Source organism: Yersinia vastinensis (assembly GCF_902726565.1).
Classification (GTDB): Bacteria; Pseudomonadota; Gammaproteobacteria; order Enterobacterales; family Enterobacteriaceae; genus Yersinia; species Yersinia vastinensis.
Genome location: NZ_CACVAF010000003.1, coordinates 292,420 through 315,185, shown reverse-complemented (window position 1 = coordinate 315,185; position 22,766 = coordinate 292,420). Strand labels below are relative to the sequence as shown.

The following is a 22,766-nucleotide window of genomic DNA, read 5'->3' as shown; positions in this document are numbered from 1 at the left end:
CAGGAGCTAAGACCATGCCAAAACGTACCGATATAAAAAGCATCCTGATTCTGGGCGCTGGCCCCATCGTTATCGGCCAGGCTTGTGAGTTTGATTACTCCGGCGCTCAGGCTTGTAAGGCTCTGCGCGAAGAGGGCTACCGCGTCATTCTGGTGAACTCTAATCCTGCAACTATCATGACCGATCCAGAGATGGCCGATGCAACCTACATTGAGCCGATTCACTGGGAAGTGGTGCGCAAAATCATTGAAAAAGAGCGCCCGGATGCCGTGTTGCCAACCATGGGCGGCCAAACCGCACTGAACTGCGCGTTAGAACTAGAACGCCAAGGTGTTCTGGCTGAATTTGGTGTCACCATGATTGGTGCAACCGCCGATGCTATTGATAAAGCAGAAGACCGCCGTCGCTTTGATATCGCGATGAAGAAGATTGGTCTGGATACTGCCCGCTCAGGTATTGCGCATAATATGGAAGAAGCACTAGCCGTGGCGGCTGATGTTGGCTTCCCATGTATTATCCGCCCTTCCTTTACTATGGGTGGCACCGGCGGTGGTATTGCGTATAACCGCGAAGAGTTTGAAGAAATTTGTGAGCGCGGTCTGGATTTATCGCCAACCAAAGAGTTGCTGATTGATGAGTCACTGATTGGTTGGAAAGAGTACGAAATGGAAGTTGTCCGTGATAAAAACGACAACTGCATTATTGTTTGCTCCATCGAAAACTTTGATGCCATGGGTATTCATACCGGTGATTCCATCACGGTAGCCCCAGCTCAGACGCTGACGGATAAAGAATATCAAATCATGCGTAATGCCTCGATGGCAGTGCTGCGTGAAATCGGTGTAGAAACTGGCGGCTCTAACGTGCAGTTCTCGGTTAACCCGAAGAATGGCCGTTTGATCGTTATTGAAATGAACCCGCGTGTATCCCGTTCTTCCGCGCTGGCGTCTAAAGCTACAGGCTTCCCCATCGCCAAGATTGCCGCCAAGCTGGCCGTGGGTTATACGCTTGATGAGTTAATGAATGACATCACTGGTGGTCGTACTCCGGCATCCTTCGAGCCATCCATTGACTATGTTGTGACCAAAATCCCGCGCTTTAACTTCGAAAAGTTTGCCGGCGCGAATGACCGCCTGACCACACAGATGAAATCTGTCGGTGAAGTGATGGCGATTGGCCGCACTCAGCAGGAGTCACTGCAAAAAGCATTGCGCGGCCTGGAAGTGGGGGCAACAGGTTTTGACCCTAAAGTCAGTCTTGATGACCCTGAAGCGTTGACTAAAATTCGCCGCGAATTGAAAGAAGCGGGTGCTGATCGTATCTGGTATATCGCCGATGCATTCCGCGCAGGGATGTCTGTTGATGGTGTCTTCAACCTGACCAATATTGACCGCTGGTTCTTGGTGCAGATTGAAGAGCTGGTTCGTCTGGAAGAGAATGTGGCAGAGTACGGCATCAATGGCCTGACCGCTGAGTTTATGCGCCAGTTGAAACGCAAAGGTTTTGCTGATGCGCGTCTGGCGAAATTGGTCGGTGTGGCTGAAAGTGAAGTGCGCAAACTGCGTTACAAATATGGTTTGCACCCAGTTTATAAGCGTGTAGATACCTGTGCGGCAGAATTCTCTACCGATACTGCCTACATGTACTCGACCTATGAGGAAGAGTGTGAATCCAATCCAACCAGCGATCGCCCGAAAGTGATGGTGCTGGGAGGTGGCCCGAACCGTATTGGTCAGGGCATTGAATTTGACTATTGCTGTGTACATGCGTCACTGGCTCTGCGCGAAGATGGTTATGAAACCATCATGGTGAACTGCAACCCAGAAACTGTCTCCACTGACTACGATACCTCGGATCGTCTCTACTTTGAGTCTGTCACGTTGGAAGATGTACTGGAAATCGTTCGCATCGAAAAACCGACCGGCGTGATTGTGCAGTACGGTGGTCAGACACCATTGAAACTGGCCCGCGAACTGGAAGCTGCAGGTGTCCCTGTGATTGGCACCAGTCCAGATGCTATTGACCGTGCTGAAGACCGTGAACGTTTCCAACAGGCAGTGAACCGTCTGGGCTTGAAGCAACCGGCTAATGCCACTGTTGCGACCATTGAACAGGCCGTTGAGAAGGCTACCGGTCTGGGCTATCCGCTGGTGGTTCGTCCATCTTATGTGTTGGGTGGCCGCGCGATGGAAATCGTGTATGACGAAACTGACCTGCGCCGTTACTTCCAAAATGCAGTCAGCGTGTCGAATGATGCACCTGTATTGCTAGACCGCTTCCTTGATGATGCGGTTGAAGTGGATGTGGATGCTATTTGCGACGGTGAGCGCGTATTAATCGGCGGCATTATGGAGCATATCGAGCAAGCTGGGGTTCACTCAGGTGACTCTGCCTGTTCATTACCTGCTTACACCCTGAGCAAGGAAATTCAGGATGTTATGCGCCAGCAAGTAGAAAAACTGGCCTTTGAGCTTTGTGTTCGTGGTCTGATGAACGTGCAGTTTGCGGTGAAGAATAACGAAGTCTATCTGATTGAAGTTAACCCGCGAGCGGCCCGTACAGTACCTTTCGTTTCTAAAGCAACCGGTATGCCGCTGGCCAAAATTGCAGCCCGCGTGATGGTGGGGCAGAGTTTGGCAGAGCAAGGTATTCTGGAAGAAATTATTCCACCTTACTACTCAGTGAAAGAAGTGGTGCTGCCGTTCAATAAATTCCCAGGTGTTGACCCAATTTTAGGGCCAGAGATGCGCTCCACTGGTGAAGTGATGGGGGTTGGCCGTACCTTCGCTGAAGCATTTTCTAAAGCCATGTTGGGCAGCCAGTCTGGTATGAAAAAGAGCGGTCGTGCGCTGTTATCGGTACGCGAGGGTGACAAACATCGTGTGGTTGATTTGGCGGCAAAACTGCTTAAACAGGGCTTTGAATTGGATGCAACTCACGGCACTGCGGTGGTGTTGGGCGAGGCAGGCATTAATCCACGCTTGGTCAACAAGGTGCATGAAGGGCGTCCACACATTCAGGACCGCATCAAGAATGGCGAATACACATATATCGTGAATACTACTGCGGGGCGTCAAGCGATTGAAGACTCCAAATTAATCCGCCGCAGTGCTTTGCAATATAAGGTGCATTACGACACAACCCTGAATGGTGGTTTTGCCACAGCCATGGCACTGAATGCAGATCCAACTGAACAAGTTATTTCAGTGCAGGAAATGCACGCCAAGATTAAGAATATGAAAGGTTAATACGGGTGACAATCCAGTAAATAAGAGGGCGATGGAGACATCGCCCTTTTTTATGCTCACTATTTAAAGAATTACGGCTTTTAACCATAAAAACAGTATTTTTCATAAACAATAATATTGTTCATAAACAACATTGATCTTTACCAATGTTACCGCTCATTGGATTGTGGATAGTACTTAATAACTAGCGAATCAAAGGCCGATGCGACTAGCTTAAAGCGACTTTGATTCCCAGGCCAATCAACAGGCCGCCCAAAAGTTTATCGACAACTTTTTGTGCCTTCGCCAAACCACGACGTACGGGCGCACTTTGAATCAGAATCACCAGTAAAGGCCACCAGATAACGGCCAGTACCCAGATGATTGAGGCGTACCACAGTTTTTCACCCACGCCGGAGTTAATCTGTAATATTTGCGTAAAGACGGCGAGGAAGAAAAGAGTCGCTTTGGGATTCAATAAGTTGCAAAGGTATCCCTGTAAAAATGCGGCTTTCAACGTGATGGGAGACTGTGCCGCGTTATCCAGACTCAGCTTACTTTCTCCGCGTGACAGCAATGCCTGGATACCAATCCAGATCAAGTAGCAAGCTCCGGCATATTTCAGAAAGTTGAATAGCCACGGGGTGGTGGTGATAACCACTGCCAGCCCAGCCACGCAGTAAGACATATGTGTCGCGACACCCAAAATGACACCGAGGGCCGTCATCATGGCGGCAGGGCGGCGATAGCGGGCGGCATTTTTAATGACCAGAAAAAAATCGGGGCCGGGGGAGATCATTCCCAATGTAGCAATGGTCGCGACGAATATAGAGGTTTCAAGCATAGATATTACCGAGTAAGAAACGGTGCGTTATGGCGATAATAACGCCACTTGGTGTCCTGTGCATTATTGTTATTGATTATCGGTGGTGGTTTTGTTGTCAGCAGTGATGGGATTAAGCCTTTATCTTTTACTCTTTTGACGGATAGTGATGCACGAATATGAGCCAGGCGAATGTAATAAACAGTGAGGAACCACATCAACAGCAACGGGAAATTACTCGATTGTGTATTAAATGTGCCCTGTTACTGCTGCAACATGGGGCCGAAAGTATGCTGGTAGAGCAGTTATCTGCCCGGCTTGGTATGGCACTTGGAATGGATAGTGTTGAGAGTTCTATCTCGGCTAACGCCGTGGTATTAACCACCATTAGCCAAGGGAATTGCCTGACATCGACGCGCAAAAATACGGATCGTGGCATCAATATGCAGGTAGTGACGGAGGTTCAACATATCGTCATTTTAGTTGAACACCACTTACTGGATGCCAAGGATGTGGATAGGCGTTTTGAGAATATTAAACCGCTGCGTTATCCGCGAGCCTTGGTTGTAGTGATGGTTGCTCTGTCATGTGGTTGCTTCAGTAAATTAAACGGCGGTGGTTGGGATGCCTTTTCCATCAGCTTTTTAGCCAGTGGGTTGGCAATGTTTGTGCGCCAAAGTTTGACTGCCCGCCATATGAATCCGTTGATTAATTTTTGTATCACGGCTTTTGTGGCGACCTCAACATCTGGTTTATTGATGCGCTTACCGTTTTTCCATGAAGCATCGAGTGTCGCGATGGCCGCCAGCGTCTTGCTGTTGGTGCCCGGATTCCCGCTAATTAATGCGGTTGCTGATATGTTCAAAGGCCATGTTAATACCGGTCTTGCCCGTTGGGCAATGGCAAGTTTATTAACCTTATCAACCTGCATTGGGGTGGTATTCGCCATGGCATTGTGGGGATTGCGGGGGTGGTCGTGAGTTTACTCTGGGCGTTATTACAGGATATGGTGTTGGCCGCCATTCCAGCATTGGGTTTTGCGATGGTATTTAATGTGCCGGTTCGCGCACTACGTTATTGTGCGTTGCTGGGGGCTATTGGTCATGGTTCGCGCATGCTGATGATCCATTTCGGTATGAATATCGAGCTGGCCTCACTTGTGGCTTCCATTATGATTGGGATCATCGGAATTAATTGGTCGCGTTGGTTGCTGGCGCACCCAAAAGTTTTCACTGTTGCCGCCGTCATTCCTATGTTTCCTGGGATCTCGGCCTATACCGCAATGATCTCGGTGGTGGAGATTTCTCATCTGGGTTACACCGAAGAATTAATGTCGGTCATGGTGACCAATTTCTTAAAAGCTTCATTTATTGTTGGTGCGTTGTCGATTGGTTTATCCTTACCTGGATTGTGGTTATATCGCAAACGTCCTGGTGTATAAGGTTTTTTTTCTACCCTGTTTTTGAGTTGGGCTAAGAGCTGTCTTATATATGCGATTAGCCTGCTTATCTCTATCGACGCTGGATTAGGCTTTACGTATAGTGTGAGCAATTTTTCGGTACTGGCTCTTGCAGCCTACAGGGTTTAATAATGATTATCAGCCTGATCGCTGCATTGGCAGCGGATCGCGTTATTGGTATGGAAAACGCCATGCCATGGCACTTACCGGCTGATTTAGCGTGGTTCAAACGTAACACACTAAATAAACCGGTAATTATGGGTCGTAAGACATTCGAGTCTATTGGTCGTCCTCTGCCTGGCCGCTTGAATATTGTTATCAGTAGCCAACCAGGAACTGATGACCGGGTGACGTGGGCCAGCTCTATTGATGAAGCACTTGCTTTGGCGGGTGATGTGGAAGAAGTGATGGTTATGGGGGGCGGGCGGGTCTATAAGCAATTCTTAGACCGCGCGAACCGTATGTACCTGACGCACATTGATGCTGAAGTGGGGGGAGACACACACTTTCCTGATTATGAGCCGGATGAATGGGAAAGTACCTTCAGTGAGTTCCATGATGCAGACGATGCTAATTCGCACAGCTATTGTTTCGAGATTTTAGAACGGCGCTAAAGATTAATTAAGACATCTTTGATTTTAGTTTAAAAAGCCCATTTTATGGGCTTTTTTTATTTTATCACCCTGTGAAGATTACCTATTAATTAATAATAATCTATCGTTATTGTTTAATGTTTTTAGCTCATTTCCTGAATGCTACTCTCTGGCCGTTGGATTTAATAACGTATTCATTCAACTTAGAATCCTATTATTTATGGAGTGTAGAATGGGAAAGATAAAATATATCGTCACTTCTTGTTTATTTTTATTATCCCCCTTGGCTTCTGCCATCGAAATAACCACATGCCCAGAATCAAATGAAATTACACGGGTTATGAGCACTTATATATCGGACAATCAACGTTGGCATGGTTCCGCACAAGGGGCTGAAAATAAAGGTGATACAGTTCGCTTCCTAGAAGCATTTTACTACCCGCATGGTACAAGTGACCGAGCACTAGGCATATTGGTACAATGCAGTTATCAGCTTGATGCAGGTTTTTTACAAATGAAACTGAGAGACAATAAATCGCTTATTAATAATGGGTTATATATCTCAATAACAGATAAGCCCGCTTGGGTTAAGAATGAAGAAAACTCACCTTACCAGAGTTATACATGTCGTTCCGAAAATGCAAAAGATTGCGTGTTTAGCCGAGTTTCAGATGTATCCATTGCTGCCATTACATCAGATATACCTGTTATTTTGCCGAATACGACGGCTACCAAATAGCGTTTAATACGCATTGGCAAACTCAGTAATTATTTAGTTTTATTGTTATTTTATACATATAGGAAAAGATAAAGGCGCCGAAAAATGGGCGCCTTTAATTGGAATGATTATAAGTAATTAGGAGGATCTTCCGATATATCGGCTAACCCGTCGACAGGGGCTATTTCAGCTGCAACATTGAATGCATGCTGAGTGAAATAACGTTTATCTTCCCAACGAAGTAAGGTTAAATTACCTCCCCAACAGCAACCCGTATCCAGCCCATAAATACCATCAGGCACACCTTTGCCTTCCAGTGATGCCCAGTGACCAAAAATAATTGAATACTCAGGGCTGACTAAGCGAGGTAGCTCAAACCAAGGCTTAAGTGGGGCTGGGGCATTTTCTGGTGTGTCTTTACAGATCATATCCAGTTGGCCGTTAGGGAAACAAAAGCGCATGCGGGTCAATGCGTTGGTACTAAAGCGTAAACGCGCCAGCCCCGTCAGTTCTGGTGACCAGTTGTTCGGCATATCACCGTACATTGCATCAAGGAAGAGTGGGTAACTGTCACTGCTTAGGACTGCCTCAACTTCGCGGGCACACATCTGCGCGGTTTCGATATCCCACTGAGGGGTTATTCCCGCATGGGCCATGATTAGCTTTAGCTCATCATCAACTTGCAAAACGGGCTGGCGGCGTAGCCAATTAATCAGCTCGTCAGCATCGGGTGCTTCCAGCAGTGGAGTGATACGGTCTTTAGGTTTATTACGGCTTATGCCCGCATAAACCGCCAGTAAATGTAGGTCATGGTTACCCAGAACCATACGTACGGCAGGCCCTAATGAGCGAACGTAGCGCAAAACATCCAGCGAAGCTGGACCACGGGCAACTAAGTCACCGGTTAGCCACAAAGTATCTTGCCGCGGATCGAAATTGACCTGCGCTAACAGCGCAAGCAACTCATCCAGGCAGCCATGAACATCGCCAATAAGATAAGTAGACATAATTGAGGTCAGGGTTAGTGGATCAGTGCTGGGATCGCTAAGCGGAAGACCGGAATCGCAGTACGGAAAGCCTGACCAAGGTGATCAACCATTTCATAATGCCCTTCCATGGTACCCAGTGGCGTTTCTAAAACAGCGCCACTGGTATATTGGAACTCATTACCAGGCAGGATCAGCGGTTGTTCACCGATGACCCCTTCGCCCTGTACTTCAGTTTGCCGGCCATTACTATTAGTAATTAACCAATAGCGACCAATGAGTTGCACATTTGAACGGCCCAAATTACGAATCGTCACGGTATAGGCAAAGACGAAGCGCTCTTCGTCGGGTATCGACTGAGTTTCCACATAGATACTTTGCACTTGTACACAAACGCGGGGCTGTTCAATCATAATGTGCTCCTGCTTATTCTTGCGGTGTTGATTGCGCTGAAAGCCAGTTAGCTAACTTACAGTATTGCGCTACCGAAATATTCTCTGCCCGCAGTATTGGGTCAATGCCTAATTCGATTAATTGCTCTGGAGTGAATAGGTCACCCAAACTGTTGCGCACTGTTTTTCTACGCTGATTAAAAGCTTGCGTAGTAATACGGCTAAGCATACGTACATCACCCACAGGGTTCGGCATTTGTACGTGAGGAATCAGACGCACGACTGCTGAATCAACTTTCGGGGCTGGAGTAAATGCCGTCGGTGGCACTTCCAGCACGGGAATGACGTTGCAGTAGTATTGCGCCATGACGGTCAAACGACCATAAGCCTTACTGTTCGGCCCAGCTACCAAGCGGTTAACTACCTCTTTTTGCAACATGAAATGCATATCACGTATAGCATCAGTATAGCTGAAAAGATGGAACATCAGCGGGGTCGAGATGTTGTATGGCAAGTTACCAAACACCCGCAATGGTTGTCCTGCAAGCTTGGCCAATTCAGAAAAGTTGATTTTCATCGCATCTTCTTGATGAATGGTTAGCTTGTCTTTTAGTTGAGGATGGCTAGCCAAACGAGCGGCCAGATCACGGTCCAACTCAATGACGGTCATATGATCCATACGTGCCGCTACTGGCTCGGTCAATGCACCTAAACCGGGGCCAATCTCAACAACCGCTTCACCTGGAACAGGGTGGATTGCGGATACAATGCTGTCGATGACAAACTGATCATTTAAAAAGTTTTGTCCAAAGCGTTTGCGGGCAAAGTGCCCTTGGTGGACTCTATTATTCATTGCTGTTATTTATCATTTTAATGGCTAAGTTTAATGCCGTAATGAAACTGCCAACATCGGCAGAACCGGTTGCGGCGAGTTCTAAAGCGGTACCGTGGTCCACAGATGTGCGGATAAAAGGCAACCCGAGGGTAATATTGACTGCCCGACCAAAACCTTGATATTTCAGTACTGGTAGCCCTTGATCATGATACATCGCAAGCACGGCATCTGCATGTTGCAGATATTTCGGCTGAAATAGTGTGTCTGCGGGTAGAGGGCCAATAAGTTTTATCCCTTGCTGACGCAATGCATCTAATGCAGGAATAATGGTATCGATCTCTTCATGGCCCATATGACCACCTTCACCTGCATGAGGGTTTAGTCCACACACATAAATCTGTGGTTGGCGAAGACCAAACTTGGTCTTCAGATCATTATCAAGAATGGTGATCACTTCATGCAGGCTGGCCTGAGTTATGGCTCCGGGCACGGCTAACAACGGTAAGTGAGTTGTGGCTAGAGCAACACGCAATTCTTCAGTTGCTAGCATCATCACTACCCGTGGGCAGTGGCTGCGATCAGCAAAAAACTCAGTATGCCCGATGAAGGGGATACCGGCATCATTGATGATACTCTTTTGTACCGGGCCGGTAACCAATGCGGCAAATTCGCCACTGATGGCACCATCACAGGCTTTGGCAAGTGTTTCAACAACATAGTCGCTGTTATTGACATCAAGCTTACCAGGGGTCACCTCAGTGGCTGTTTTCACAGGTAAAATAGTGAGGGTTCCAGCTTGCTGCGCCAATGCAGGCTTATCTTGCTGATACTCACGTAATTGCAAGGGTAGGTTAAGCTGATGGGCACGCGCAAGTAGCAAGGCCGGATCCGCGCACACCACCAACTCAACAGGCCAATCTTGTTGAGCCAGAGCGACGACTAAATCCGGCCCAACCCCGGCAGGCTCGCCGGGGGTAATCACGATACGATTATTGTGGTTGTGCATTACTACCATCAAGAATTTTTACATAAGCAGCAGCACGCTGCTCTTGCATCCAAGTTTGAGCTTCTTCAGCAAACTTGCGGCTAAAGAGCATACGGTACGCCCGATCTTTCTGCGCTGCATCGGTTTTATCTACCTGACGGGTATCGACAACCTGAATCAAGTGCCAACCGAAAGAAGAATGAACCGGTGCGCTGATTTCGCCTTTTTGCAGCTTCATGACGGCATCACGGAACGCCGGGTCATAAATGTCCGGAGATGCCCAACCAAGATCACCACCTTGCATGGCAGAACCTGGATCCTGAGAAATCTCTTTGGCTATCGTGGCAAAGTTAGCTTTCCCGCTTTTGATATCTGCGGCAGCAGCAGCTAATTTGGCGCGTGCTTGATCGTCTGTGAGTACTGGTGACGGTTTCAGCAAGATATGACGTGCGTGAACTTCAGTCACTGACACTGTTTTATCGGCACCACGAATATCATTAACTTTCAGAATATGGAAGCCAACGCCTGAGCGGATTGGGCCAACAACATCACCTTTGTTGGCGGATTGCAGCCTTTCAGCAAACAAAGAAGGCAATTCCTGTAATTTTCCCCAACCCATTTGGCCGCCTTTCAGCGCCTGAGAGTCAGCAGAGTTTGCAATTGCTAATTTACCAAAATCAGCGCCGCCTTTAATGTCTGATACTAATTTTTTAGCCAAGTCTTCCGCTTGGTCAACTTGCTGCTGAGATGGATTTTCTGGCAGCGGGATCAGAATATGGCTGAGGTTCAGCTCGGCATCACCACTGGTTTGGTTACCAATTTGTTTGGCCAGAGATTCCACTTCTTGCGGCAGAATGGTAATTCGGCGACGAACTTCGTTATTACGCACTTCTGACGTTAGCATTTCTTTACGAATCTGCTCACGGTAAGTGTTGTAATTCAGGCCATCAGCAGCCAGACGGCTACGCATTTGATCCGGTGTCATGCGGTTTTGCGCGGCGATATCAGCAATGGCTTTATCTAGTGCTTCATCACTGACGGTAATCCCCATCTTTTTAGCCATCTGCAATAGGATATTATCCATGATCAGGCGTTCAAGAACTTGGTGACGTAGCGTCCCATCATCTGGAATCTGTTGGCCAGACTGCTGCGCATTCAGCTTCACTGACTGTAACAGACCGTCGACATCACTTTGTAGAACGACGCCGTTATCAACCACAGCGGCAACTTTATTCATTTCTTGTGGTGCTGCGAACGCGGTATTGGCACAGACAACCAATCCGAGAATAAGCGTTCTCCAGTTCTTCATACCTTTTCCATTTATGTAATCCGCTATTGCGGGTTAAAATTCACTGTATTCAGTGTGTTACACAGTATCAGAATGCACTTTGATAAGGCAGGATACCTGAACCAAGCATTTGTGCAGTACCCAAGCTATGGTCGCTGCTCAGACCACGTAATTCGATGTTAAAGCTAACTCTGTTGTCATATTTGCTGGTTTCGTTTTGTGAATTCCAACCAGTAATCTTACGCTCATAGCCCAAATTAATAGCCCAACAACAGGTGTTGTATTGTACGCCAACCAATTGGCTTGCTGGCTGATTGGCTTTGGTATCGTAGTAATAGGCCCCGACTAATGCCCAACGATCGGCAATCGGCCAACTGGCGGTAGCCCCTACCTGAGAAATGCCCTGCTGATAACCAGGACTTTTCACGTTAGATACTGCGGCTTGAATATATTCCGGACTCGCATAGCGATAGTTCAATTGAACCATACGCTCTGAGTCTTTTCTATACTCCATCACTGCATTACCCAGGGTCAAACTCCCCAGCCGTGTATCATACTGCGCGCCACCTTTCAGGCCCAGTTGATCGTTAATGCGCCAGAATGTGTCACCAGCCCAAACCAAGCTGCCAGTATCATTACTGTTGTCGATGGTTTCACTAATACCGGTGCGCGAACGGCTAAAGTAATAGATTTGACCTACTGAAACGTTAAAACGTTCAACCAGTGCATCATCATATATGCGAGAAGTTAAACCGGTAGACACCTGATTGGCTGAAGCGATACGGTCCAAGCCACTGTAAGTACGGTCGCGGAACAGGCCAGAGTAGTCTGATTGCATCAACGTGGTGTCGTAAATATAAATATCATCCTGATTCCGGTATGGAACATAGAGATACTGTGCACGCGGCTCCAATGTTTGGGTGAAGCCTGTCGCCCAATCCATTGGCCGATCAAATACGACTTTACCATCTACTTTAAACTGCGGCATGACTCGGTCAACTGAGTCTTTTAAGTTAGGTGCAGTCTCACCACCATTGGCATTGGAATAGTAGCGGGCAAAACCTTGCGGAATATCTTGCTGATAATGTGTTGCCAGTAACTTCGCTTCTGTGTTCAGACTGCCCCATCCATTGGATAGAGGCAGATTGACAGAGGGTTCAATATGGAAACGACTGGCTTCCGGATTATTTGGGTTGACACTGGTAAATTTAGCCGCCTGACCATAGACATGCATATCAAACGGACCAATATCATTCTTATAGTAGTTCATATCCAGCTGTGGCTGGGCGCGGTAAGCATTGCTGTTGCCCGCATTAGTAAACACTTGGAACTGTTTGGACGCTAAAGTGGCATCCCAGTTCTGGTTAGCATAACCAACGCTGAATATTTGCGTGGCATAGCCGTCAGTGGTTGAACCGTATTGTGATGTTAAATCAGTAAAATAGTTTGGATCACTGACTCGAGTGTAGTTGACGTTAAAGCGCCAAACTTTATCCATCACACCGGAATGGCCCCAGTAGTACAACCAGCGGGTTGGATCTTGTTCTGTGCCGTCGGCCCCTTTATATAGGCGGTCACTTGGTAACCAATCCAGTGCCATGGTCCCTGAACCAGGGGCCAGCAAGTAGCGGAACTCATTTTGCCACTGCATACCACGCCGTTCCATATAGTGAGGCGTAATGGTGGCATCAAAGTTTGGTGCAATGTTCCAGTAATACGGCAGCATGAACTCAAAGCCATTATTACTGGTATATTTCGCATTAGGGATTAAGAAGCCCGAGCGGCGTTTATCACCGACCGGTAATTGCATGTATGGGCTGTAGAACACCGGTACTTTGCCAATTTTAAACCGGGCATTCCAGATTTCTGCCACTTGTTCTTCACGGTCATGGATGACTTCAGTACCCACCACACTCCAGCTATTATCACCCGGTAAGCAGGAGGTAAAAGTCCCGTTTTCCAGAATGGTGTAGCGGTTCTGACCGCGTAACTTCATTAAATCTGCATCACCACGCCCCTGACGGCCGACCATCTGATAGTTGCCTTTATCCATATCAGTGTCTTTGGTATTCAGATTTGACCAGGCCGCTGGGCCTTTCAGCTTGATTTGTGGATCGTCGTAATTAACGTCGCCAGTTGCTGTAACGGTACGAACCGGGATAGCGTCATCCGGTTTCTGGACTTGGGTCAGTTCAACCTGATCAGCAGTCAGCGTGCGATTACCTTGCTGAACGATAACATTGCCAGTGAACAGCGCGTTATCCGGATAATTAGCCTCGGTTTTATCTGCATTAATACGCACCGGTAGCTGATTTGGATCGCCTGTCACCAGTGGTTGATCATAGGTAGGAACGCCAAGCATACATTGCTCAGCAAGGTCGGCCAGTGAGTGCTGGCTATATAGTGCCGTCCATATCAATGTGGCCAGCAGTGTTGGGAATCTTTTTTTCATACGCGGTTTTGGTGTTCCGTCATCGGGGGGCATCATGCCGGCAAACGGTCTGAGACTATATTACTCATCACAGTTGCGCTAGTGTTAAATCCGGCCGCTTACACGTCTCGCTGTTAGGCACAGAGCTGAATGCCGAGTATGATAATGCAAATTTTGACTGACGGCATGATGAATTGAGGAGTATATGCGGTATTGGGGAAAACTGCTCGGTCTGGTATTGGGCTTTCTGTCCGGTGGAGTCTGGGGTGCGATATTGGGGTTGCTTGTTGGCCATATGGTCGACAGGGCGCGTAGCACTAAGCGTCGCGGCTTTTTTGCCGATCAACAAACACGACAATTAATTTTTTTCCGCACTACTTTTCAGGTCATGGGGCACTTAACCAAGGCGAAGGGACGGGTGACGGAAGTTGATATTCAGCTTGCCAGCCAATTGATGGATAGAATGCAATTGCATGGCGAGGCCCGAACTGCCGCGCAGCAAGCCTTCCGCGAAGGAAAAGAGAGTGGATTTCCGTTGCGTGAAAGGTTGCAGGAATTACGCGGCGTCTGTTTTGGGCGCTTTGATCTGATTCGGATGTTTCTGGAAATTCAGTTACAGGCCGCATTTGCTGATGGCTCTTTACATCCTAACGAGCGGCAGGTGTTGTATGTCATTGCTGAAGAATTGGGAATTTCACGCGGTCAGTTTGATCAATTCCTGAGCATGATTGAAGGGGGGCGTCAGTTTGGTGGTCATGGCGGCTGGCAGGGGCACCAAGGAGGATACTCTCAAGGAGGCTACCAGCAAGCGCCAAATGGTCCAACGCTGGAGGACGCCTGCAAAGTATTGGGAGTAAGCAGTTCTGACGATAGCGTGAGCATTAAACGCGCTTATCGTAAGTTAATGAGTGAGCATCATCCAGATAAGTTGGTGGCAAAAGGTTTACCGCCTGAAATGATGGAGATGGCGAAACAAAAAGCCCAAGAGATTCAAGCTGCGTATGATTTGATCAAGCGCGAAAAAGGGTTTAAATAAAATAGAGCGAAAGATGTCTGGCATTTGGCCTCTTTCGCTCTTTAATTTAAATGCTGAAAGTCGTTTTAAAGTGTTAATGCTGGTGTCACTACGGTTATTTCTGGTGTCACTGGTGGGTTCCCAAAACTTAGTTGCTCCAGAGCGTGCTCATCTTTATTGAAGACGGCAATAGCATCAGGTAATAGATTGTTTTCAGTTAAGGATACCAGACAGCCAGTATTTTCTTCTGTTATTGCAGCCATATATTGATAATGTGTTTCTTTGATATTATCAAAGCTGACTTCAGAGTCATTGATTCCCTCTTTATTTTTCTGTTGGGCAGCGTAAGCACCATACTTACTATAAAATGTCTTTGAATCGAAGGCGCCAAAAGGGGTATCTCGTTGGAATATTGGTTCATCATCAACCCAAATTTTAATCGACGGGTTATCTCGATGCATGATTATATCAATTTTTATATTGTAATATTTCCCCAGCTCAAGTTTATTTAGCGAAAAGTTTTCGTTGCGATAAGTCTTACCATTAGGCTTTGTCGCTATAGAGTTTTGGTCGACAGTGTTTACTGTCGCAATTAACACACCTTCGTGATTTATATGCAGTGAGAAAGATGGGCGGTCTCCCCCTAGAGTGTTCATGCTACCGTTCAGTTCTCTGACTTGAAACACAATCAGATCTTTAGGTAGTGAGATTGCTTTAAAATCAAATGAATAGGATGACTCTGATTTTATTTTTATCTCGCCCGGTGCTGATATTTCACTTCGATAATTTCCTTTCTTTTTGGACAAATAAAAAGTGATCTCTTTATCATTCTTATGCGATCCTTCTTTTTTCCGAATGGAAATGTTTTTCGATTTAATTGCTTTTCTTATCTCTTTTTTTATTTCTGCGAATGTCGTGCTTATCTTATGATGCCAGTCTTGCGAGTCAGTTCCCATACTGACCGAATATCCAGATAATGCCTCCATATTACCTTTGTCAAATCGATGAGTCCGACTTCTTATTTTTTCTCCTTTAATAGGTTTTAGTTTAACACTATTTTCTACGCAACTTTCTGCTACAGACATAATAACACCCCTTCATTTCTATGAAATTAATGGGATATTATTTTTTATATTGTTATTGTTATTGTTATTGTTATTGTTATTGTTATTGTTATTGTTATTTATAACATCAAAATATTATATTTAGTCTTATATTTTTTCGAAAAATAATGAGGCTGTATCCTTATTTAACAGGTAAGCAAGTTATTCAGTCTCATTCTAATGAATAAATATTAAAAGTTTGCTTCACATTTAAAATGCATTTTTGTGCCAAATTCTGGGTGAGTAATGCATAATTCCTGCGCATGTAACTGCAAGCGGGGTGCCATCGCCTTAGCTTCAGGATGTGCATAGAATCCGTCGCCAAGAATGGGGTGACCTATCGCCAACATATGAACCCGCAATTGGTGTGAACGGCCAGTTATCGGGGATAACTTGACTCGCGTACTACCGTCAGCATCGCGTGACAGTACCAAATACTCCGTTTGCGAAGATTTGCCGGTTTCATAACACACTTTCTGCTTTGGCCGATTAGGCCAATCACAAATTAATGGCAGATCAATCAAACCTTCATCCTGAGCCAAATGGCCCCATACCCGTGCAATATAGGATTTTTTTGGCTCACGCTCACGAAATTGGCGTTTAAGCTCGCGCTCGGCAACTTTAGTGAGCGCCACCACAATCACGCCACTGGTGGCCATATCCAACCGATGAACCGATTCTGCGGCAGGAAAATCAGCCTGAATGCGCGTCATGACACTGTCTTTGTTTTCGGGCGCACGGCCTGGTACAGAAAGCAGCCCACTCGGCTTATTGACGACCATGATGTGCTCATCCTGATAGAGGATATGCAGCCATGGGTCGCGGGGGGGGTTGTAAGGTTCCATTATAGTTTCCAATACCCTTCATCTTTCACGTCGCAGCGGTGTTGGCTGCCTTCACTCACCCCAGTCACTTAGTGGACTAAGCTCCTGAGGATTCGTTCAATTGCCGCCTTGCTGCAACGCGAAATCTCTCGGGTCTTATTGTTTTCTGCATCTTTCACGTCGCAGCGGTGTTGGCTGCCTTCACTCACCCCAGTCACTTAGTGGACTAAGCTCCTGAGGATTCGTTCAATTGCCGCCTTGCTGCAACGCGAAATCTCTCGGGTCTTATTGTTTTCTTCATCTTTCACGTCGCAGCGGTGTTGGCTGCCTTCACTCACCCCAGCCACTTAGTGGACTAAGACTAGGCTATTGGAGCTAACTGCGTTTATCAACGTGGATAAAAGAGCCGAATGATTTCGGCTCTCGGCTCTTGCTGATGCTAGAAAATTACTGATGTGTGACCACAACCAGACGGATAGCATCTAAACGCCAACCCGCCTGATTCAAGTTTTCCAGCACCATTTTGCGGTTATGTTCCAATGTTTCTATTTCGTCATCACGAATATTTGGGTTAACCGCTTTCAGGGCCTCCAAACGCGCCAGTTCAGCACTCAGCTTATCATCGGCTTCATGTTTGGCTGCGTCAATTAGCACCCGCGCTTGCTCCTCAACCAGAGCCTCAGCTTGCTGCAACATGGTATGGACTTCTTGCTGAACCGCATTGACCAATTTGCTGGAGGTATGGCGATTTACCGCATTAAGTTGACGGTTGAAACTTTCAAATTCAACCTGTGTGGCCAGATTGGTCCCATTACGATCCATGAGCATCCGCACGGGGGTCGGTGGCAAGAAGCGAGTCAATTGCAGGTGTTTCGGCGCTTGGGCTTCAACGACATACACTAACTCTGCTAATAAGGTGCCAACAGGCAATGCTTTGTTTTTCAACAAAGAAACTGCACAGCTCCCCGTATCCCCGGACAAGATCAGATCCAGACCATTACGGATGATAGGGTGTTCCCAACTGACAAACTGAGCATCTTCCCGCGATAAAGCTTGTTCGCGATCGAATGTCACGGTGCAGCCATCTTGTGGTAAGCCCGGGAAGTCTGGCACCAGCATATGGTCAGAAGGGGTTAGCACAATCAGGTTGTCACTACGGTCTTCCTGATTGATGCCCACAATATCGAACAAGTTGAGGGCAAAGCTGACCAAATTAACATCATTATCTTGGTCGGCAATGATTTGTGCCAACTCTTGTCCGTGCTCACCGCCATTTGAATGCATCTCCAGCAGGCGGTCACGGCCCTGTTCCAACTGAAGCTTCAGACCTTCGTGCTGCTGGCGGCAGGTGTGGATAAATTCATTCAACCCTTCCTGTTCATTCGGTGTTGCCAGATAGCCAATGAGTTCTTGGTAACCACTATCATAGATGGTTCGGCCTGTCGGACAGGTGTGCTCGAAAGCGTCCAAACCTTCGTGATACCAGCGCACTAATATGGCCTGCGCTGTATTTTCCAAGTAAGGCACCATTATCTGAATTTCACGGTTTTGGCCGATCCTGTCCAGACGACCAATACGTTGTTCCAGCAAGTCCGGGTTGAATGGCAGATCGAACATCACCAATTGGCAAGCAAACTGGAAGTTACGCCCTTCAGAACCAATTTCTGAACACAACAGCACCTGAGCGCCATCTTCTTCAGAGGCGAAATAGGCTGCGGCACGGTCACGCTCAATCAGAGATAAACCTTCATGGAATACAGCAGCACGAATAGCTTCGCGCTCACGTAGCACTTGCTCAAGTTGTAACGCGGTGGCGGCTTGCGCGCAGATGACCAGCACTTTCTCACCGCGATTGGCTATCAGATAGTTCAGCAGCCATTCAACGCGAGGGTCGAAGTTCCACCAAGTGGCGTTCTCTCCCTCAAATTCTTGATAGATCTGCTCAGGATAAAGCATATCTTTGGCGCGAGCTTCCAGCGTTTTCTTTGCACCCATAATACCGGACACTTTAATCGCAGTTTGATACTGCGTCGGTAACGGTAACTTAATTTGATGCAAAACGCGGTGCGGGAAGCCTTTCACACCATTACGGGTGTTACGGAACAAAATACGGCTGGTGCCATGTCTGTCCATCAGCATAGTGACCAGCTCTTGGCGCGCTGCTTCACTGTCTTCACTTTGGCTGTTTGCGGCTTTTAGCAGTGGCTCAATATCTTGTTCATTAATCAGCTCGCCGAGCAAGTTCAGCTTATCATCCGTTAAACGCTCACCACCGAGCAGTAGGGTGACGGCATCAGCAATCGGGCGGTATTTCTGCTGCTCATTGATGAACTCTTCATAATCATGGAAGCGATCGGGATCCAGTAAACGTAGGCGAGCAAAGTGGCTCTGCTGACCTAATTGTTCTGGCGTTGCAGTCAGTAACAATACGCCGGGAATATGCTCGGCCAATTGTTCTATAACTTGATATTCACGGCTTGGGGCCTCTTCGCTCCAAGCTAGATGGTGTGCCTCATCCACCACCAGCAGATCCCAGGATGCATCTGCCAATTGTTCCAAACGCTGCTTATTACGCCGCACAAAATCCAGCGAGCAAATCACCATCTGTTCGGTTTCGAACGGATTGGTGCTGTCGAGTAAGGCTTCGGAATAACGACTGTCATCAAATAAGGAGAAGCGCAGATTAAAGCGGCGCAACATTTCGACCAACCATTGGTGCTGTAGACTTTCCGGCACCACAATCAATACACGTTCAGCTCGGCCAGCCAGCAGTTGCTGGTGGATTATCATCCCCGCCTCGATGGTTTTACCCAAGCCGACTTCATCGGCTAGCAATACACGTGGGGCATGGCGTTGACCCACTTCATAAGCGATATGTAATTGATGTGGGATTAGACTGGCACGAATACCACGCAGCCCACTCCATGGCAGACGGAATTGCTCACTTTGATACTTGCGGGCGCGAAAACGCAGGGCAAAACGATCCATACGATCGATTTGGCCGGCAAAAAGTCTGTCCTGCGGTTTGCTAAAAGTCAGTTTGCTATCGAGCAACACTTCACGCATTGAAACGCCGGTTTCCTCAGTATCCAAACGGGTCCCGATATAAGTAATCAGCCCATTTTCTTGAGTCACTTCTTCCACTTTTAGCTGCCAGCCCTCGTGGTTGGTGATGATATCACCCGGATTGAACATGACTCGAGTGATGGGGGAGTCATTTCTGGCGTAAAGGCGGTTTTCACCGGTTGCGGGAAACAGTAAGGTGACCATGCGTACGTCAATGGCAACGACAGTACCCAATCCAAGTTCGCTTTCTGTGTCGCTGATCCAGCGTTGACCAAGTGTAAAAGGCATAAATTATCGGCTCGATTTTTTTGTTGGACAGTTATTGATAGAAAAGTTTTTGGTAAATAGCTACTTATAAAGAACAATACTAAAGTTACTGGCAATAGTTTACCGTCCACGCAGGTGGCGTGGCTTACGAGTCTGTCTGAAAAAGTCACTTATGACAGACAGATTCTGAGTTGGTTTTGTCAATGTGGTTGATGCGAATTTTGGCAAGGGCGCTATGGTAATGGAAGGCGAGCGCTTCGTCACCTCTAAAACAGCCCAATGACGATTAAAATAACCCCATTTGACCAGTTATCAGTGTTGTAAAGTCATCATGCATGAAAGGAAGTATAGCGTCTGCTACCGGTTGCAACTGGCGAGTGAGGTAGTGATCGTAATCAATGGGCGATTGCCGGGTTTCTAAGGGTTCGGGGCCTGCGGTGGTCATAACATAGCTTATCCAGCCGCCATTTTGATATTGCAGCGGCCGGCCTAGCTTGCGGTTGTACTCGTCAGCTAAACGTGCGGCTCTGGCATGTGGCGGAACATTGCGCTGATAGTCATTCAATCGCCGGCGTAGACGCTTGCGGTAAATAAGTTGCTCATCTAACTCACCATTCAGGGTGCGCGCCACGTAATCCCGCACGTAGTCCTGATAAGGTTGTTGTTGGAAAATGCGCAGATACAACTCGCGTTGAAATTGCTGGGCCAGTGGCGTCCAGTCGGTGCGAACCGTCTCCAGCCCTTTGTACACCATCTGATCCCCTGTTGGGGTCGAAATCAGCCCTGCATAGCGCTTTTTGCTGCCCTGCTCTGCACCGCGAATGGTGGGCATTAAAAAACGCCGATAATGAGTTTCAAATTCCAGTTCCAGTGAGCAGGGTAAATCATAAGTTTGCCGAATATGCAGTTGCCACCACTGATTGACATGCTGCACCAGCGCTTTCCCAATACGAGATGCTTGCTCCTCGCTATGGGCGCTTTTCAGCCAAACAAACGTTGAGTCTGTATCGCCATAAATAACTTGATAACCCTGTGCCTCAATTAACTCACGGGTTTGGCGCATGATATCGTGGCCACGCAAGGTGATTGATGAGGCCAGTCTGGGATCGAAAAAACGGCAGCCGCTAGAACCTAACACCCCATAAAAGGCATTCATGATGATCTTTAATGCTTGTGATAACGGCTTGTTTTGTTGCCGTTTGGCCGCTTCTCGCCCCTGCCAAATTTGGTTTACGATGGCGGGCAAACAATGTTTCTCGCGGGAGAACCACGCTCCGCGAAAACCCGGTACTGAATGCTGGTGATCCGGTTGGGACATCCCCTCAACCAACCCTACGGGATCAATCAAAAAGGTGCGAATAATGGATGGATATAGGCTTTTATAGTCCAATACCAACACCGAATCATACAGACCGGGTTGGGAATCCATCACAAAACCGCCGGGGCTATGCTCTTCCGGTAACTCGCCCAAATTCGGGGCTACATAACCAATACGGTGCATCCGTGGCAGATAAAGGTGGGTAAATGCCGCCACTGACCCACCACTGCGATCGGCTGCCAACCCGGTGACTGTCGAGCGCTCAAGCAAGAAGCTGAGTAACTCGGTTTTGGCAAAAATCCGTGTCACTAGCTCGCAGTCTTTTAGGTTATAGCGGGCCAGTGCCGGTTTATCATTGGCAAAGCGTTGGTTAATTTCGTCCATCCGCTGATAAGGGCTATCGCTGGCTTTTCCCTCGCCAAGTAAGGTCTGTGAGACGGATTCCAGACTAAATGACGGGAAATTCCAAGTGGCGGATTTTAGCGCTTCAATACCATCAATAATCAGCCGACCCGCAGCGGAGGCAAAAAAATGGCCCTGTTTAAAACCGTGCTCGCGCCACTCCAGTAAGTTGCCACCACGGCCAAAACGCAGTGGGATCTGATAGCGATCAGCGTGTTTTTGTAATACCCGCAAATCAAACTGCACCAAGTTCCAGCCGATAATGGCATCAGGATCATGCACTTCTAGCCACTGATTTAATTTTTCTAGCAGTAGCGGCCGGCTGGCGACATATTCGAGTTTGAAGTCCAGTGCAGCTTCATCCTTCGGATGACCATTGGGGGGGCCTAGCATGTAGACCTGACGCTGGCCGCAGCCTTCCAGACCAATACAGTACAACTCACCATGTTCACTGGTTTCGATATCCAGCGACAGCAGTTTCAATGTTGGGCGGTAATCTTCGGCGGGTTTCATTTGCGTATTGAGTAGCGGGCCGTTGCCATTTTCGTCCCCGCTAAACCAGACTGGTGCGGTAATAAAACGCTCCATCAGAAAGCGTTCTGGTGGGCGAATATCACCTTCATAGACATTCACGCCACTCTCTCTGAGCAATTTTTCTAAGCGAATAAGCTGGCGATGTTGATTGCAATACAGCCCCAGAACTGGACGTTGGTGGAAGTCGGTTAGCTCAAGAGGGCGCAACTGCCAGTTGCGTTCATTGTGCAGCACCGTTTCAGCCCGCTGCCGTTGTTCCGCCGGGATAAAGGCCACCGAGGGCTGCGGCGGTAATCTAACCCGCTGTGGCCCCTCATCGGTCGCTAACCAGAATTCAACTTCGGTGCCGGCCTGCGTGTCGCGCCAGTGGCGAGTTAGCAGGAAGCCCTGTCGGGTTTGACCCACAAAACTACCTTAATAAGAAAAACGATTAGACTATGTACAGGCTATTTATTTGTCATTTTGGGCTTGGGTTGTGCTCGAAATCCTCACGTACTTAT

Annotated in this window: 17 protein-coding genes; 6 read left to right on the top strand and 11 right to left on the bottom strand. The window is 47.6% G+C overall.

The window, feature by feature from the left end:
* Nucleotides 1-14: 14 nt before the first annotated feature.
* Entirely contained in the window at nucleotides 15-3,248 is a 3,234-nt protein-coding gene (carB, locus tag HUZ92_RS06205) for a carbamoyl-phosphate synthase large subunit (RefSeq protein ID WP_050101745.1), read from the top strand.
* 208 nt (nucleotides 3,249-3,456) lie between these two features.
* Here carB and HUZ92_RS06200 read toward each other — a convergent pair whose 3' ends face one another.
* Nucleotides 3,457-4,071 carry a LysE family transporter gene (locus tag HUZ92_RS06200; RefSeq protein WP_050101747.1) on the bottom strand — a complete coding sequence of 205 codons (615 nt, stop codon included), beginning with the start codon at nucleotides 4,069-4,071 and terminating at the stop codon, nucleotides 3,457-3,459.
* 158 nt (nucleotides 4,072-4,229) lie between these two features.
* Here HUZ92_RS06200 and HUZ92_RS06195 point away from each other — a divergent pair, with 158 nt between their 5' ends.
* The 4 genes from HUZ92_RS06195 to HUZ92_RS06180 all read left to right on the top strand — a co-directional run bounded on the left by HUZ92_RS06195 (nucleotide 4,230) and on the right by HUZ92_RS06180 (nucleotide 6,841).
* Entirely contained in the window at nucleotides 4,230-5,030 is an 801-nt protein-coding gene (locus HUZ92_RS06195; protein WP_050101749.1) for a threonine/serine exporter family protein, read from the top strand.
* Nucleotides 5,027-5,491: a threonine/serine exporter gene (locus tag HUZ92_RS06190; RefSeq protein WP_164908347.1), complete on the top strand. Its 465-nt coding sequence runs from the start codon at nucleotides 5,027-5,029 to the stop codon at nucleotides 5,489-5,491. The genes HUZ92_RS06195 and HUZ92_RS06190 overlap by 4 nt, the downstream gene beginning before the upstream one ends.
* Nucleotides 5,492-5,643: 152 nt before the next feature.
* Complete coding sequence (gene folA / locus HUZ92_RS06185; protein ID WP_172667324.1) at nucleotides 5,644-6,123, top strand: type 3 dihydrofolate reductase; 480 nt, start codon at nucleotides 5,644-5,646, stop codon at nucleotides 6,121-6,123.
* A 211-nt stretch (nucleotides 6,124-6,334) separates the two neighbouring features.
* Nucleotides 6,335-6,841, top strand: a complete 507-nt coding sequence (locus HUZ92_RS06180; protein ID WP_174846800.1) for a DUF3757 domain-containing protein — start codon at nucleotides 6,335-6,337, stop codon at nucleotides 6,839-6,841.
* A 107-nt stretch (nucleotides 6,842-6,948) separates the two neighbouring features.
* Here HUZ92_RS06180 and apaH read toward each other — a convergent pair whose 3' ends face one another.
* The 6 genes from apaH to lptD all read right to left on the bottom strand — a co-directional run bounded on the left by apaH (nucleotide 6,949) and on the right by lptD (nucleotide 13,758).
* Nucleotides 6,949-7,827 (bottom strand): bis(5'-nucleosyl)-tetraphosphatase (symmetrical) ApaH, encoded by an 879-nt coding sequence (apaH, locus tag HUZ92_RS06175; protein WP_050101755.1) that lies wholly within the window; start codon nucleotides 7,825-7,827, stop codon nucleotides 6,949-6,951.
* Nucleotides 7,828-7,841: 14 nt separating this feature from the next.
* Nucleotides 7,842-8,219, bottom strand: a complete 378-nt coding sequence (apaG, locus tag HUZ92_RS06170) for a Co2+/Mg2+ efflux protein ApaG (RefSeq protein ID WP_005193008.1) — start codon at nucleotides 8,217-8,219, stop codon at nucleotides 7,842-7,844.
* A gap of 13 nt (nucleotides 8,220-8,232) precedes the next feature.
* The gene (gene rsmA / locus HUZ92_RS06165; protein WP_050101756.1) at nucleotides 8,233-9,051 is read right to left on the bottom strand and encodes a 16S rRNA (adenine(1518)-N(6)/adenine(1519)-N(6))-dimethyltransferase RsmA; all 819 of its coding nucleotides are present in this window, start codon (nucleotides 9,049-9,051) and stop codon (nucleotides 8,233-8,235) included.
* Entirely contained in the window at nucleotides 9,044-10,039 is a 996-nt protein-coding gene (gene pdxA, locus HUZ92_RS06160; protein WP_050101757.1) for a 4-hydroxythreonine-4-phosphate dehydrogenase PdxA, read from the bottom strand. Before pdxA ends, rsmA begins: the two co-directional genes overlap by 8 nt.
* Complete coding sequence (gene surA, locus HUZ92_RS06155) at nucleotides 10,023-11,327, bottom strand: peptidylprolyl isomerase SurA (protein WP_050101758.1); 1,305 nt, start codon at nucleotides 11,325-11,327, stop codon at nucleotides 10,023-10,025. The genes pdxA and surA overlap by 17 nt, the downstream gene beginning before the upstream one ends.
* A 67-nt stretch (nucleotides 11,328-11,394) precedes the next feature.
* Nucleotides 11,395-13,758 carry an LPS assembly protein LptD gene (gene lptD, locus HUZ92_RS06150; protein ID WP_050101759.1) on the bottom strand — a complete coding sequence of 788 codons (2,364 nt, stop codon included), beginning with the start codon at nucleotides 13,756-13,758 and terminating at the stop codon, nucleotides 11,395-11,397.
* Nucleotides 13,759-13,942: 184 nt separating this feature from the next.
* Here lptD and djlA point away from each other — a divergent pair, with 184 nt between their 5' ends.
* Nucleotides 13,943-14,773, top strand: a complete 831-nt coding sequence (djlA, locus tag HUZ92_RS06145) for a co-chaperone DjlA (RefSeq protein WP_050101760.1) — start codon at nucleotides 13,943-13,945, stop codon at nucleotides 14,771-14,773.
* Nucleotides 14,774-14,838: 65 nt separating this feature from the next.
* On the opposite strand, the gene HUZ92_RS06140 is transcribed toward djlA, so the two are convergent.
* From HUZ92_RS06140 to HUZ92_RS06125, 4 genes are all read right to left on the bottom strand, one after another.
* The gene (locus HUZ92_RS06140) at nucleotides 14,839-15,837 is read right to left on the bottom strand and encodes a heparin lyase I family protein (protein WP_145579647.1); all 999 of its coding nucleotides are present in this window, start codon (nucleotides 15,835-15,837) and stop codon (nucleotides 14,839-14,841) included.
* A 209-nt stretch (nucleotides 15,838-16,046) separates the two neighbouring features.
* A complete protein-coding gene (gene rluA, locus HUZ92_RS06135; RefSeq protein WP_050101764.1) occupies nucleotides 16,047-16,700 on the bottom strand; it encodes a bifunctional tRNA pseudouridine(32) synthase/23S rRNA pseudouridine(746) synthase RluA in 654 nt (217 codons plus the stop codon).
* 426 nt (nucleotides 16,701-17,126) lie between these two features.
* Nucleotides 17,127-20,033 carry an RNA polymerase-associated protein RapA gene (gene rapA / locus HUZ92_RS06130; RefSeq protein WP_145579648.1) on the bottom strand — a complete coding sequence of 969 codons (2,907 nt, stop codon included), beginning with the start codon at nucleotides 20,031-20,033 and terminating at the stop codon, nucleotides 17,127-17,129.
* A gap of 265 nt (nucleotides 20,034-20,298) precedes the next feature.
* The gene (locus HUZ92_RS06125) at nucleotides 20,299-22,671 is read right to left on the bottom strand and encodes a DNA polymerase II (protein WP_145579649.1); all 2,373 of its coding nucleotides are present in this window, start codon (nucleotides 22,669-22,671) and stop codon (nucleotides 20,299-20,301) included.
* Between the last annotated feature and the right edge of the window lie 95 nt (nucleotides 22,672-22,766).

Bases quoted from the DNA above. Each gene is read 5' to 3' on its own strand.
- djlA (WP_050101760.1), top strand. From the start codon at position 13,943: ATGCGGTATTGGGGAAAACTGCTCGGTCTGGTATTGGGCTTTCTGTCC.
- surA (WP_050101758.1), bottom strand. From the start codon at position 11,327: ATGAAGAACTGGAGAACGCTTATTCTCGGATTGGTTGTCTGTGCCAAT.
- HUZ92_RS06180 (WP_174846800.1), top strand. From the start codon at position 6,335: ATGGGAAAGATAAAATATATCGTCACTTCTTGTTTATTTTTATTATCC.
- HUZ92_RS06200 (WP_050101747.1), bottom strand. From the start codon at position 4,071: ATGCTTGAAACCTCTATATTCGTCGCGACCATTGCTACATTGGGAATG.
- rluA (WP_050101764.1), bottom strand. From the start codon at position 16,700: ATGGAACCTTACAACCCCCCCCGCGACCCATGGCTGCATATCCTCTAT.
- pdxA (WP_050101757.1), bottom strand. From the start codon at position 10,039: ATGCACAACCACAATAATCGTATCGTGATTACCCCCGGCGAGCCTGCC.
- apaH (WP_050101755.1), bottom strand. From the start codon at position 7,827: ATGTCTACTTATCTTATTGGCGATGTTCATGGCTGCCTGGATGAGTTG.
- rsmA (WP_050101756.1), bottom strand. From the start codon at position 9,051: ATGAATAATAGAGTCCACCAAGGGCACTTTGCCCGCAAACGCTTTGGA.
- rapA (WP_145579648.1), bottom strand. From the start codon at position 20,033: ATGCCTTTTACACTTGGTCAACGCTGGATCAGCGACACAGAAAGCGAA.
- lptD (WP_050101759.1), bottom strand. From the start codon at position 13,758: ATGAAAAAAAGATTCCCAACACTGCTGGCCACATTGATATGGACGGCA.
- apaG (WP_005193008.1), bottom strand. From the start codon at position 8,219: ATGATTGAACAGCCCCGCGTTTGTGTACAAGTGCAAAGTATCTATGTG.
- HUZ92_RS06195 (WP_050101749.1), top strand. From the start codon at position 4,230: ATGAGCCAGGCGAATGTAATAAACAGTGAGGAACCACATCAACAGCAA.
- carB (WP_050101745.1), top strand. From the start codon at position 15: ATGCCAAAACGTACCGATATAAAAAGCATCCTGATTCTGGGCGCTGGC.
- HUZ92_RS06140 (WP_145579647.1), bottom strand. From the start codon at position 15,837: ATGTCTGTAGCAGAAAGTTGCGTAGAAAATAGTGTTAAACTAAAACCT.